This window comes from Neobacillus rhizophilus (assembly GCF_018343535.1).
Lineage (GTDB): Bacteria > Bacillota > Bacilli > Bacillales > Cytobacillaceae > Neobacillus > Neobacillus rhizophilus.
In genome coordinates this window covers 820124-834347 of the sequence record NZ_JAGYPF010000001.1, presented here as the reverse complement: position 1 = coordinate 834347, position 14224 = coordinate 820124, and the positions used below count along the sequence as shown (strand labels likewise).

Annotated in this window: 13 protein-coding genes; 7 read left to right on the top strand and 6 right to left on the bottom strand. The window is 37.9% G+C overall.

Translation table 11 applies throughout. The annotated features are described in order from the left end of the window. Both KHA99_RS03935 and KHA99_RS03930 read left to right on the top strand, forming a co-directional pair. On the top strand, positions 1–1890 hold the full coding sequence (locus KHA99_RS03935) for an ATP-dependent nuclease (RefSeq protein WP_213116108.1): 1890 nt from the start codon (positions 1–3) through the stop codon (positions 1888–1890). Beyond that, entirely contained in the window at positions 1883–3805 is a 1923-nt protein-coding gene (locus KHA99_RS03930; protein ID WP_213116107.1) for a UvrD-helicase domain-containing protein, read from the top strand. The genes KHA99_RS03935 and KHA99_RS03930 overlap by 8 nt, the downstream gene beginning before the upstream one ends. A 49-nt stretch (positions 3806–3854) precedes the next feature. Here the strand turns inward: KHA99_RS03930 and KHA99_RS03925 are convergent, their stop codons facing one another. The 3 genes from KHA99_RS03925 to KHA99_RS03915 form a co-directional block, all read right to left on the bottom strand. Next, a complete protein-coding gene (locus KHA99_RS03925) occupies positions 3855–4268 on the bottom strand; it encodes an RES domain-containing protein (protein ID WP_213116106.1) in 414 nt (137 codons plus the stop codon). Beyond that, positions 4186–4935, bottom strand: coding sequence for a hypothetical protein (locus KHA99_RS03920; RefSeq protein ID WP_213116105.1), 750 nt, complete (start codon positions 4933–4935; stop codon positions 4186–4188). The genes KHA99_RS03925 and KHA99_RS03920 overlap by 83 nt, the downstream gene beginning before the upstream one ends. A 1337-nt stretch (positions 4936–6272) precedes the next feature. Continuing rightward, the gene (locus KHA99_RS03915; protein ID WP_213116104.1) at positions 6273–7103 is read right to left on the bottom strand and encodes a chemotaxis protein; all 831 of its coding nucleotides are present in this window, start codon (positions 7101–7103) and stop codon (positions 6273–6275) included. A gap of 203 nt (positions 7104–7306) precedes the next feature. Here KHA99_RS03915 and KHA99_RS03910 point away from each other — a divergent pair, with 203 nt between their 5' ends. From KHA99_RS03910 to KHA99_RS03890, 5 genes are all read left to right on the top strand, one after another. Next, complete coding sequence (locus tag KHA99_RS03910) at positions 7307–8005, top strand: pirin family protein (protein WP_213116103.1); 699 nt, start codon at positions 7307–7309, stop codon at positions 8003–8005. Positions 8006–8083: 78 nt separating this feature from the next. Next, positions 8084–8911 (top strand): GNAT family N-acetyltransferase, encoded by an 828-nt coding sequence (locus KHA99_RS03905; RefSeq protein ID WP_249366416.1) that lies wholly within the window; start codon positions 8084–8086, stop codon positions 8909–8911. 167 nt (positions 8912–9078) lie between these two features. Next, positions 9079–9795, top strand: coding sequence for a lactate utilization iron-sulfur protein LutA (gene lutA / locus KHA99_RS03900; RefSeq protein ID WP_213116102.1), 717 nt, complete (start codon positions 9079–9081; stop codon positions 9793–9795). 40 nt (positions 9796–9835) lie between these two features. Continuing rightward, positions 9836–11260: a LutB/LldF family L-lactate oxidation iron-sulfur protein gene (locus KHA99_RS03895; protein ID WP_213116101.1), complete on the top strand. Its 1425-nt coding sequence runs from the start codon at positions 9836–9838 to the stop codon at positions 11258–11260. A gap of 4 nt (positions 11261–11264) precedes the next feature. After that, positions 11265–11984, top strand: a complete 720-nt coding sequence (locus tag KHA99_RS03890) for a LutC/YkgG family protein (protein WP_213116100.1) — start codon at positions 11265–11267, stop codon at positions 11982–11984. A 115-nt stretch (positions 11985–12099) separates the two neighbouring features. Here the strand turns inward: KHA99_RS03890 and KHA99_RS03885 are convergent, their stop codons facing one another. Genes KHA99_RS03885 through KHA99_RS03875 form a run of 3 tightly spaced genes read right to left on the bottom strand, consistent with a single transcriptional unit; the run spans position 12100 to position 14180 of the window. Beyond that, on the bottom strand, positions 12100–12399 hold the full coding sequence (locus KHA99_RS03885; RefSeq protein ID WP_213116099.1) for a hypothetical protein: 300 nt from the start codon (positions 12397–12399) through the stop codon (positions 12100–12102). A gap of 16 nt (positions 12400–12415) precedes the next feature. Next, a complete protein-coding gene (locus KHA99_RS03880; RefSeq protein WP_213116098.1) occupies positions 12416–13672 on the bottom strand; it encodes a cation:proton antiporter in 1257 nt (418 codons plus the stop codon). A gap of 7 nt (positions 13673–13679) precedes the next feature. Continuing rightward, positions 13680–14180 (bottom strand): cation:proton antiporter regulatory subunit, encoded by a 501-nt coding sequence (locus KHA99_RS03875; RefSeq protein ID WP_213116097.1) that lies wholly within the window; start codon positions 14178–14180, stop codon positions 13680–13682. Positions 14181–14224 lie beyond the last annotated feature (44 nt).

Genomic DNA, 14224 nt, shown 5'->3' with positions numbered 1-14224 from the left:
ATGTATCTTTCAGAAGTATCAATAACGAACTTTCGTAAGTTCGGGGAACCTGGTCTTCAATTAAACTTAAATAAAGGGTTCAATTTGTTTGTTGGGGAAAATGATTCTGGGAAAACAACTGTTATAGATGCAATTAAATTAGTGCTTGGTACTCAAAGTAACGATTTTAATAGAATAGAGATCGATGACTTTCATTTTCCAAATGGCTCCACGTCTGAAAGAGATAGGGCTACTACAGTTGAGATCTCTTGTGTCATTCGAGAAATATCATTGGATGAAGCTAAACATCTGTTAGAATGGTTGTCATTTGAAAAGAATAATGGCAAAACGGAGTACATACTCCATCTTACATATAACGCAAGAAGGCAAGGAAAGAAGATCTTTTATGATGTTAAAGCAGGTATGGGTGAGGGTGCAAAGTTATTAAACAGCGAGGTTAGAAATCGTATAAAAGCCACATATTTAAAACCCTTAAGAGATGCCAATACTGAACTCGCACCAAGAAAAAACTCAAGATTATCCCAAATACTGAGTAGCCATTCTGCTTTCGAAAATGAAGATTCCCACTTTTTAATCGAAACTTTCAGGGAAGCTAATAATAAAATAGATTTATATTTTAAAGGAAAAGATTCAGATGAGAGAAAACTGCCAGATCAAGAAGGTAAAAATCTTTTAGAGGATATCAACACTTACCTTGAAAAATTCTCGAATAAAAACAATGTACTTGAATCAGGATTCAAAGTATCGGATTTAAAGCTAAGATATATCTTGGAACGACTAAGTTTGCAGTTTTCAAGTGAAAAACCAGGTTTAGGTTCTCACAATGTTTTGTTTATAGCTGCTGAACTTTTATTGTTAAAAAGGGAAAAATTCGATGGATTGAAGTTAGCGTTAATTGAAGAAATAGAGGCTCATTTACATACCCAAGCTCAAATAAGACTTATTGAATATTTACAGGAAGAAGCAGAAAACTCGAACATTCAACTTTTATTAACCACACACAGCACAGGATTGTCGTCAAAAATAAAATTAGAAAATCTTTTTATTTGTAACAATGAAAATATTTTTTCAATGCGGCCAGACGAAACAGAACTTTTAATAGGGGATTATCTATTTTTAGAACGATTCTTGGATGCAACAAAAGCTGATATGTTTTTTGCTCAGGGAGTGATAATGGTTGAGGGTGATGCAGAGAACCTGATCATTCCAGCATTAAGTAGGGTAATAGACAAACCACTTTCGCAGTACGGCGTAACCGTTTTAAATGTCGGTAGCACGGCCTTTTTAAGGTACTCAAGAATTTTTAGACGCAAGAATATTGAAGAGGGTCAATTTGCAATCCCTGTAGCATGTATAACTGACTTAGATATTGATACTGAAAAGTATATAGGTGATGAGAAACTAGATACAGCTTTTTATGAGAAACGGACAGAGAAGGTAAGTAGTATTAAGAAGAGGATAGATGGCCAAATGGTTAAAACATTCATTTCACCATTTTGGACATTAGAACATGATATAGCCCTGAGTGGGCTCCGACCATTACTGATTAAGGCAGTTTTACAAGCAAAAAAGATTCAAAATAGCGATGAATATGGTTTAACAGATAAGAAAAATGAAACGGTCGAAGAAGAGATAAAAATCCTTGAAGCCCAATGGAATGCAAAAAGATACAATGAATATCAAATAGCATATGATATATACAAAAACATCATCACTAAAAAGCAAAATAAGATTTCCAAAGCAATTATCGGACAATGTTTTGCGAGTTTACTTGGACAATACGAAGATAAAGAAGGGTTAAAAAAGCTGATTTTGGAAGATAAATATATTAAATACCTTGTAAATGCAATAAACTATGCTACTTCCCAAGGAGGTGGAAACATTGATTGAGATTACCAATGAGGATATAGATAATATTGAAACAATTCTTTTTCCTGACGGGAGTAAGTTTAACGAAAGCCATAGGACTGTCATAAAAAATCTAGAAACAGTCGACATTAAAGCTTGTCCAGGAAGTGGGAAAACGACTTCTTTAATTGCCAAACTATTAATTCTTGAAAAGAAACTTCCACTTGAAAACAATAGGGGAATTTGTGTATTAACCCATACAAATGTGGGAGTAAATGAAATCAAAGGTAGAAGTTCACAACAAGAGGGAAGCAGGCTGTTTCAATATCCCAACCATATTTCAACTATACAAGTGTTTGTTGATAAGTATTTGGCAATTCCTTCGTATAAACATTTTTATCATGGTAATGTTTATAGTATTGATATGGATACATACATTGAGCATTTTAAAAAATTGTTTTATAAAATACCATGGAGATTTAGACAAAATATAGAACGTAAATTTCCACTTGAAGACCTATGTCAAAAGCTCGTTTTTGATTTTGAAGATGACGGAATTATATATTTGGGGGCAAAAAAATTAGAAGGTGTTTACAGTAACGCTACAGACACTTATCAATACTTAAAAGATTTAAAAGTAGATCTCTTAGAGAATGGCATCCTTTCATATCGAGATGCATATGTTATGGCATTTAAATTTATAAAAGAATTCCCAGAAATTCGTGACCTAATCTCCACAAGATTTAAATTTTTATATATGGATGAAATGCAAGATACTTCTCCGATTCAAATGAAATTGCTAAATCAAGTCTTTGATAAGAGTCTAGTAACAATTCAAAGGATTGGAGATACAAATCAAGCGATTTTTGAAAGTTCAAGCGACGATTTAAGCTGGAAGCCAGATAAGAGGGCCCTTTCCATATCCGAGAGCAAGAGATTTTCACCTGCTATTGCAAAATGTATTGAGAAAGTATGTGTGGATCCGCAAGGTGTTAGAGGTAATGAGACTATCCAAAATATTAAACCTACCATAATTGTATTCAAGGATAATAACATAGAAAAAGTATTGCCAACCTTCGCAGATCTGATTATAGAGAATAATCTACATCAAAATAACAGGAAGGTCTTTAAGGCAGTTGGTCGAGTAGGCAAGTTACATTCCGAAGGTAAAATAACACTGCCCAGCTATTATCCATCCTTTAATAAGAGTAGTAATAATAGGTCAAGAACAAGTTATAGTTCCTTATACGAATACATACTTGCCATTAATCAAATTGATAACCCAAACGTTAATGAATATCGTAGACTTTTAATCAATTCCTTGCTGCATGCAACGAGGATTGAAAATATTAAGAATAAAGATAAATGGTATTCTGATAAATCACTTTTACAGACCATAGCAGAGAAAAACGAACAATTAGTTATTAATCTAAACAAAAGGATCGCAAAATGGATTTTAAATACAAAAAATGGGCAACAAATTCATGAAGAATTAGCCAAATTTATAACCTGTAAATTTATTCCTTACTTGAAAGGTAGTAAACAGGTGACGAAAGATCTTAAAGACTTTTGCACTACCAAACACATTAGCGAGCAAAAGGATAGTACAAAAGAAACTGAGCAAATAAACACCTATACTCATGTTGTAGGCAATTTCGAGGGAGAGGTTAAAATAAACCTGGATACGGTATATAACGTAAAAGGGGAAACCCACACAGCCACCCTTTATTTAGAGACGTTTTATAAAAAATATGACCTATTTCACTTAGTGGAGTATTTAAAACAAAACCATACAAAACTTAAAGGAAAAGAAAAGACTAATGCTCTGTGTGTCGCTTATGTAGGGTTAACCAGGCCTACTCACTTCCTTTGTTTAGCAATGAGACAAGAAACCCTTGATGGTAATGAAGAGGAACTTAAAAAAGTAGGATGGAATATTGTTAATATAAAAGATTAAAAAAGGCTGAATCTCAGCCTTTTTTACGTTTATGTTCCATAATTTTTTTCTAATCAAAACTAACTTCTATATTTGTAACATCATAATAATTCAATTCAGTAATTGTTGTTTTTGATTGATTGAATATAACTATATTGTTACTTTTTCCTAACGAGCTTTTAAATATCACACCATCATAACCCAGTGATTTAATAAATTCTGTTAAATATTGTGATGGAATGTACTCTAATTCTGATTTATTAGGATCTACTGGTCGTGATAATATTTCTTGCAACTTTAATAATAAATTCCTATTGCGAATCTCAGACATTATATCATCAAATTGAAATGGTGACATAATCGGTTTAACTTTTGATAAATCAATTAGAGTTAAATCTTGGTTATTTCTTACTGTTGCAACCGTTACCTCTGAGCCTTTCCATGGCCTTACTTCCGATAGGGCCGTCTCTATCCGTATAAGCACAGTATAAAACCGAAATACCAACGGGATTCGCTCTACCACCTCTAAGGATATTTTCAAAAGGAGGGGCTTGGAGATCCTTATTTTCCGTAAAGTGACCTATACGTGCTCTGTAAAAGGATTGATCTGGGCTAACCTCTGTCATATATTGTTTAATTAACTCTTCAATTTCATCCAAAAGGGAATCTGTACTATAAAAATAATCTAACTCTTTACTTGGGAAAAATCTATTTTCTTTAATTATTTGTAAAGAAAAAGTTTCCGATAAAGAAGAACCATCGACATATGAGAAAGAAGCAGATGCTCTTGAAAACAGTACTGATTCATCAATTTGCCCATCGATTTCATAGTCACGGCTAATATTCATAATATCAAAGAATAATGATTCTCCTGATTCATCAGGGAATATAGCCCAATCATCTTGAACTAATTGAAACAGATTGTTACCAAAATCAGATGGATCATCATGTATTTGATATATGTAATGTTCACCATGTTGAGTTTCTTGATAGTAGGTCAACAGTTTTTCAAAAAAACTATAATAAAGATCAACTAGTCCAACAATAAGTGTGTCTTCTTCCCCACAATAAACACAATTTCCTTGTTCCCCTTGTTCTCTAATAAACTCGATTAATATTTCATCTTCAAAACAATTTTTGCAGCAATACAAAACATTAATCCCCCTATAACAATTTAAATGGTGCCTAAACGGCGAAGTTTATATTGCTTTTTCAATTATTGTTCTATTGGTAAATGATTGGTAAAAATTGAGGTGGTTATTATTTAAGTTAAATCATTTTCCCCTTGTTATATTTTACCTCAAATTAAATGTGAAGGTTTATAGTTTAATGGAGGTAACAATTTATTTCTAAGGGTCCTCGGACTATTATCCTGCGGAGACGCCTCCCGCTGGGCTATGTCCCCCTCTAATAATATTAATGAATTGTGATAACAATATTGTTAATTTTCTTATTCAAAGGTATTTCACTCTAGCATTACCCAACGTGATTAATTATGTACACTCAAATCAATTACAATATTTCTCGATACGCTATTAATTTAATAATCCCTCTCAAATAATTATGTACAGAGTAATATTAGTGACTAAGATAAACAAAAAGTGGGTATATCAATGTTTGCATGAACTATTCCATGTCATTGACGTACCAAGTTATTTATGTACAACATTATTATGATAGGGTTCCGTGTGAGGATTCTCCTAATAATACATTTTTCTGGTGATTGATTTCGTTTATTAACGGCTGGAAGTCATTCATCTCTTTTAGTGGAATTGACGCATTTAAATGGCTTGAATTTGGTTTTTATTCGTGATTTCATACTCCAGTTGCTTTTTTTAGAAAGAGCATTTTTGTTTTTTTCAGTTAGGAATTGTTTTATCCGATAGAAGCTGTTTAGAAAGAAGATGCGGTTGTTCTGTAAAATCTAAAACGCCTGAAGAAGAAATTATAATGTTAAAGCGTTATGGGGCTAATAACACTCGAAGGAGGAAAAGAATAAGGGCTTCAGTCGTTATGAAAGGTTCATAACGACCGAATGAGGAAGCAAATAGAAGGCCCGGTCGTTATGAAAGGCTCATAACACCCGAAGGAGGAAGCAAATAGAAGGCCCGGTCGTTATGAAAGGATCATAACGACCGTAGGAGGAAGCAAATAGAAGTTCCGGTCGTTATGAAGGGTTCATAACTCCTGAAGAAGGAAGTAGATAGAAGGTCCGGTGGTTATGAAAGGGTTCATAACTCCCGAAGGAGGAAGCAAATAGAAGTTCCGGTCGTTATGAAGGGTTCATAACTCCTGAAGGAGGAAGTAAATAGAAGGCCCGGTCGTTATGAAGGGTTCATAACGCCTGAGGGGGGAAGCCAAAATAAGTTCCGGTTGTTATGAGGAGTTCATAACGCCTAAAGGAGGACAAAATAGAAGGTCCGGTGGTTATGAAGGGATCATAACGACCAAACCTATGAAACAAAGTGAATTTACGAGTCACTACAAACTACCGATTATTTATATGCCTCCACGTCCGAACCAATCCATCCGCAATCCCTTCAATTACATCCTTGTCTCTAAAATAACTCGTATGGCACAAAGGGTTCCAGCTTGTTAAAATATTTCCTACGTTCACCTGCCTATCCTCCGTCACCGCATTTTTATAAATGTCATTGATCGGCTGTAATGGATAGCCAAGAATATCGTCTTTGTCATAAAAATTAATCCATTCACCTTTTAGGCCAGGATAGAATTCTTTCAGTTTAGGAGAAGGGATTTTAATGGGTCGGTCAAAATTATAATAACGCAGGCTCCACAATGGAAGGGTCGTACCTAATGTATAAAAAAGCGTAATGGTGTCACCGTTTTCTAATGGTGAAAATTCATTTTGCCTATTCTGTAAATCATAGAAGTAATTACTGGTGATGACCGACCCTAAACTATGGGAAATCACGCATAATGGGGCACTCCCGCCTGCATTATTAGCAAGCTCATGGAGATTTTCAGCAATTTTTTCATGGACTCTTTCGTAATTATGCTTTGCCGACTCCACAGGCTGATAGGCGATGACATCTCCCAAATAATGAATAATAAAATGACGAAGTTTTTGATAATCCAAATTGTGATTCAAAACGATTTTTTCATAAAGTTCTTGCTCTCTGTCCTCTAATACCTCCGACCATTGTATTGGCTGGAATATCAGCTGGGAAGAAGGGTCTGTGACCAAATTTCCTAATTTCTTGGAAAAATTCTTTTTTAGCATGCCAATCATACCTGAAGCAAAGTTCTTATCTTGTCTGCCTATCCCATGAATAATGGCAACAGCTATTTTCTTCACGAAAGTCCACACCCCTTTAATGAAAGCTATAAGACAATATATTTAATTTTTTTCAAAATAAGAATGCCTTTATATCCGTTCGTTTTAAATCCTGTGAGGATTTTGGAGGATTTGACAAACAGTTTGAAAAGTACTAGAATTATCTCGAATTCGAAATGATTTAAATTGAGGTTTTATTTGAGGCAATGAAGGAGGCCAATGACATGCTCAGAAAATTAGATAACGAAAACATGGGAAGAAGTAATTTAGGCTGGCTAAATAGTATTTTTCATTTCTCGTTTGCAGAGTACTATAATCCGAAAAATATCCATTTCGGGCAGTTGAGAGTCATCAATGACGATTTGATTGCACCCGGTACTGGTTTTAATCTTCACCCGCATAAAGAAATGGAGATAGTTTCTTATGTGGTGAATGGAGATCTTACACATGGAGACAGTATGGGAAACAAAAATACGGTTACGCGCGGCCATGTCCAATATATGAGTGCGGGGACAGGTGTTTTCCATAGCGAGCACAATCTTGGCAGCGAGACATTACGATTTTTGCAAATCTGGATTCTCCCAGATAGGGCGGGGTATGAACCAAACTATGGAGATTACCGATTTAATTGGGAAGACCGGCACAACGAGTGGCTTCATATGGTTTCAAGTAAGGAAGGGGATGCCCCAATCAAAATAAACCAGGATGCAAATATCTATTCATTGGAACTTGAAGCAGGCAAAGAAATCAGTTTTCCAGTTAGTGAAGGAAGACAAGCCTATTTGGTGCAAATCGAAGGAAACTCTACCATAAATACTCTAACTTTAAATACAAGAGATGCTCTTGAAATTGTTGAAGAGGATATTCAGATTAATTCAAATGAAACCTCCCATATCCTGCTAATAGAAATGAAAAAAGGCTGAGACACGAACTCAGTCTTTTTGGTATACTCAAAATTAACTTATGGGTATACAAAAATTTTTTAGAAAGCAGGGAAATTTTTGAAAGAAATAACAGAAACGATTTCTTTACGAACAATAACTACACCCGAGGAACTGGCTTTGGTCACCAACCTTGAACGGATTGTTTGGGGAGATGATGATCCCGTCCCTGTCAACCATTATGTTGCAGTAGTAAAAAACGGAGGGCTGGTCATAGGAGCTTTCTTGGATGAAAAACTAATTGGTTTCCAATATAGCTTTCCGGGATTTAACGGATCGAATGTCTATTTATGCTCACATAGTATGGGGATACATCCTGATTATAGAAGAATCGGGATCGGTGAAAAATTAAAACGAAAGCAGCGGGAAGTTGCTTTGGAAAGAGGCTACAAGCATATTGAGTGGACATATGATCCACTTGAAACCGTAAACGGATATTTGAATTTAAGCAAGTTAGGCGGGGTTTGTAGGAAATATATTGAAAATTGCTATGGGGATATGCCCGACGTTCTTAATGCAGGAATGCCGTCTGACCGGTTTTTAGTGGAATGGCGAATTGCCGAAGAAAGGGTTGAAGTGATCCTTGATGTGAACGAAACTGGTGACGTCCCACGATTGATAAATGTGATCTATGACGAGCAGGGATTTCCTGTGCCAGAGTCCGTACACCTTGATTACGGAAATAATGCAGAGCTTTTATACGTTCCAGTTCCGGGTAATATCCAGGAAATTAAAATTCAGCGGATGTCTCTCGCCTTAGAGTGGAGGATGCGGACGCGGGAGGTATTCACCCATTACTTTAATAGAGGCTGGATGGCAACAGCCTTGAGGAAAAGTGATCAATCATCAATCTATTATTATGTGTTGCAAAAGACAAAAAAAATTTAATAGTCCAAATTTAAAAGCAGTCTCGGTTTCATTTGAGACGGCTTTTTCTACATTAGGTTAATAATTTCATATATAACAATTCAAAATAAACTGAAATATATTATAATAAAACAAAAACAGATCCGATTCGCAACAAATTTTTCGGACAAAGGGGATGGCATACAACAATGAGAGTGAGTCTATTTGCAACCTGCTTGGTTGATATGTTTCAGGGCAATGTAGGGAAAGCAACGGTTGAACTGCTCGAGCGGCTAGGCTGCGAGATAGATTTTCCAGAATCACAAGTCTGCTGCGGACAGCCGTCATATAATAGCGGGTATATAAAAGAATCGAAGGAAGCCATGAAACGGATGATCGAAACGTTTGAGGATGCTGAATATGTCGTATCTCCCTCCGGTTCTTGCGCGTTTATGTTTAAGGAATATCCTCATATTTTTAAAGGCGACCCAGTTTGGGAATCGAAAGCTAGGAAATTGGCGGAGAAAACCTATGAACTTACTCAATTCATTGTAGATGTTTTAAAGGTCGAGGATGTCGGGTCCACATTTGAAGGTAATGCTACCTATCATACCTCCTGCCATATGACGAGATTGCTAGGAGTAAAGGAAGCACCAATGACACTATTAAAAAATGTAAAAGGTTTAAACTTTACTGAATTGCCTGGCAAGGAACAATGCTGTGGCTTTGGCGGGACCTTTTCTGTAAAAATGGCACAAATCTCTGAGCAAATGGTCGACGAAAAAGTGTGCCACGTTGAAGAAACGGGTGCGGATTATTTGATAGGCGCAGATGCCGGCTGCCTCATGAATATTGGCGGCCGTATCGATAGAAAAGGAAAACCAGTTAAGGTTTTGCATATTGCTGAGGTATTGAATAGCCGTTAATAGTTGTTGCTAGATTGATAGAAACGAGGGGGATTTTTGAATGGCTATGAAAATTGGCAATGAACAATTTAAAGAACGTGTCGATAAGGGAATCCATAATGACTTTATGCGCGGAGCCGTTTCCAGCGCTCAGGACGGAATGGGCATGAAGAGACAACTTGCGGCCAAGGAGCTGGGGAACTGGGAAGAATGGCGTTCGCATGGGGAAGAAATTCGCCAGCATGTTCTTGAACATTTGGATTATTATTTGGAGCAATTAAGTGAAAATGTGGCAAAGCGGGGCGGTCACGTCTTTTTTGCTCAAACGAAGGAAGAAGCCGTTGAATATATTCGTGGAGTGGCTAAACGGAAAAATGCTAAAAAGATAGTGAAATCAAAATCGATGGTAACCGAAGAAATCAGCTTAAATCAGGCGTTGGAGGAAGAAGGCTGCGAGGTTATTGAAACAGACCTTGGCGAATACATTCTCCAAGTGGATGATCACGATCCCCCTTCCCATATCGTTGCCCCTGCTCTACATAAAAATAGAGAGGAAATCCGTGAAGTTTTTGCAAAAAAACTTGGTTATAATAAATCCTCAGAACCAGTGGAATTGGCTGGACACGCCCGGCAAATGCTGCGCGAGGAATACCTGTCTGCTGATATTGGTATCACCGGCTGTAATTTTGCTGTGGCAGAAACAGGCTCTATTACTCTAGTTACGAATGAAGGCAATGCGGATTTAGTTACGGCATTGCCAAAAACGCAAATAACCGTGATGGGAATGGAAAGGATCGTTCCTACCTTTGAGGAAATGGAAGTGCTCGTTTCTTTATTAACAAGGAGTGCGGTCGGGCAGAAACTAACTAGTTACATTACTGTGTTGACTGGACCTCGTGAGGAAATGGATGTGGACGGTCCTGAAGAGTTTCATCTGGTAATCGTGGACAATGGCCGTTCCAATATTCTAGGCGGGGAATTCCAATCCGTCCTGCAATGTATTCGCTGTGCGGCCTGTGTTAACGTATGTCCAGTTTATCGTCATGTCGGCGGACATTCATACGGTTCCATTTATTCCGGACCAATAGGGGCTGTGTTGTCTCCATTGCTTGGTGGTTATGACGAATACAAAGAACTGCCTTACGCATCGACACTTTGCGGGGCCTGCACAGAGGTTTGTCCTGTAAAAATTCCGCTGCATAACCTGCTTCATAAACATCGGGAAGTTATCGTGGAAAGGGAAGGCAAAGCACCTATTTCGGAAAAGCTGGCCATGAAGGCTTTCGGTTTAGGAGCAGCGTCACCGACCTTATATAAAATTGGCTCGAAAATTGCACCAACGGCGATGAATCCATTTACAGTTGGGGATAAGATTTCGAAGGGACCTGGTCCATTGAAGGCTTGGACAGAAATTCGTGAATTCCCTGCACCGAATAAAGAGAGATTCAGAGATTGGTTTAAAAATCGCGAGAAAGGGGGCAAATAGAACGATGATTGGTACAATCCAAAATCGCGATGCATTTTTAAATAAAATTGCCGGACAGCTTGGACGTTCAAGAATCACCACACCAGTTGAGCGCCCTCGATGGAAATTCCGTCCGCAGGATGAGGTATTAAAAGGCGCATCCCAGGATGAATTATTAGAAGTGTTAAAAGAGCAGTGTAAAAGGATTCATACAACGATTTATACCACTGATCTTATCAATTTGGGCTCCACCCTCAATGGAGTGGTAGCTGATTTTGGTGGAGGTCCAATTGTGACTTGGAAGGATGAGCGGTTTGCGGAATGGGGCATTAATTCCCTAATGAAGTCAGAATGGCCATCACAGAATATTGATGTCTTTGAATGGGATTCTGCAAAAGGAACAGAGAACATTTCAAAAGCGGAAAACGCCAATATTGGCATCACAATTAGTGAGGTCACGCTTGCTGAATCTGGTACAGCTGTCTTATTTAGTGACGAGAATAAAGGCAGGACAGTAAGCTTTTTACCTGCTGCTTCGGTAGTCCTTATTCCAAAAAGCTCGTTAGTCCCAAGAATGACACAGGCCGCTCAAAAAATGCGGGAAATCCACGGAAAAACCGGCCGCGTCGCGTCATGCATCAATTTTATCACTGGACCTAGCAACTCAGCGGACATTGAGCTGAACCTTGTGGTTGGGGTCCACGGACCGGTGAAAGCGACTTATATTGTTATTAATGATCTTTAAGTTTAAAAATCTGCCTCGGGATTTATTTGAGGCAGATTTTTATTTCTTGGGGGATAAATGGGGTTTGTCTTTAAATCCCATCTTTACCAAGGGTACCTATCTAACCTGTCGATCATTACCTTTTGTATTGTTTATTCAATATAAAAACACTCGCCCCAAGCGTAATAACTGAAATAAACTTACTTGCCAAAATTAAGTAGGTCGTTGTTTGATTATTCAACGTGACATTTGGCAGTTTGACCAGGGCAATGACGACAAGAATGCCGAAGGATAATATGGCAAACGCATAGTTATAAGCCTGGTTAATAATGAGAGAGCAGCGTTCCTCCTTCTCACTAGATAAGACAAAGACAAGATACGCCATGACAACCAATAAGACATATGTTAACAATGCAATTGCTAACTCAATGCCCACTTATACGAGGCCTCCTTTAAAAGGTGTTGTTTTGATCCTCTACTGACTTTTGTGGGACAGGGGTGAGTCGTTTTTTTGCTTTGTCCTCCCATTTGAAAAATCTATTCAAAAATTTGTATATAATCTTAGATTCCTTCGCCAGCAACGGCCCGAGGATCGCCAAAATTAAAACGTATACTGCGGTAAAGGGTTTGAGAATGGGCATCAGCCCTCCGGCAAGTCCCAAATTAGCAACAATGATCGAAAATTCGCCTCTTGAAACGATTGTCAATCCGATATTGGAGGAAGCTTTGTGTGATAAACCAGCTTTTCTCCCGGAAATCATTCCAGCTACAAAGTTGCTAATGATTGTGAGAATCACGGCACCTAAAGCAAGCCATATGGCGCCACCTAAGCTAAATGGGTCAATGCTTAACCCGAAACTGAAGAAAAATATGGCACCAAAGAAGTCTCTAAAGGGAATAACCAAATGCTCGATTCGTTCACGGTGTTTTGTTTCTGAAAGGGCTAAACCTAATAATAATGCGCCAATCGCTTCAGCGACATGGAGTTTTTCAGAAAAGCCAGCTACAAAAAACAGCAAGGCAAAGATGACGAGGATAAAGATTTCATTTGATTTAATATCTAACAGTTTGTTTAGAATCGGGGTACCTTTACGGGCGATAACGAAAAATAGCAGCATGTAACCGAGAGAAATGAGAACCGAAACGATCGTACCTAATACGGTCGTGGAACCGCCTAACAAGAGTCCCGACATGATGGAGAGAAATAATGCCAGGAATATATCATCAAAAAGAATGATCCCTAGAATCAATTCTGTTTCGGAATTGGCCGTTCTTTTTAAATCAACCACCACTTTAGCCACTATCGCAGTGGAAGAAACGCTTAAGAGTCCTGCAATGATTAACGTTTCCATTATCGGAAAACCTGTAGCAAATCCGTAAATCAGGCCAAGGAAGAAATTCATCGCTACATAAATTGTCCCGCCAACAACAATTGATCGTCCTGAGCGTATTAATTTTCCGACTGAGAACTCAATTCCCAAATAAAATAATAAAAACAAAACACCAATGCGCCCGAAAAACTCGATGATTTCTGCGCTTTCAATAAATGTGAAATCAAATATACCAATTTCAGGGGCATGGGGGCCAAGTGCCATCCCTAAAAGGATGAGAAATGGGATGAAGGAGAATTTTAATTTGGATGCCAGAAAGGCGGTTAGAGCAACCAAGACCAAAGCTGTTCCGACTTCAAAAAGTAAAGTGTTAGTCATTCTAGTATCACCCGTCCCTTCTTGTGAGAACTTCTTTTACGAACATTTTTACTTGCTTACGCTGTCCAGATACGATCACGGTATCACCTTCCTCTAAAATTGTTTCAGGTCCAGGGGTATGAATTTCTTTGTGATTCTTTTGTTTAATGATAGCGACGATATTGACTTCATATGATTGACGGATATTGAGCTGCCCGATAGTTTGGTCCGCTGCTTCTGACCCGTCTTGTACTTTAAACCATTCTATAACCAATTCATCAAAGGCCATTTCGATCGTTTCCAATGCCTTTGGAGCATACGTCATTCCGCCGATAATTGCAGCAATCTGTCGTGCTTCGGCATCATCAAAGGAAGTGCTGGCAATTGCCTCCTCGTAATCATCTTGGTCAAAATAATAAAGATCCCTTCTGCCGTCATCGTGAATAATCACCACGATTTTATCCTTGTTTTTGGTGATGACTTCAAACTTTTTCCCAATTCCCGGCAGTTCGATTTCGCGAACGTTCATTTTTTGATTCCTCCTCTAAAAATTTGCTTCATGGATTAAGCGGG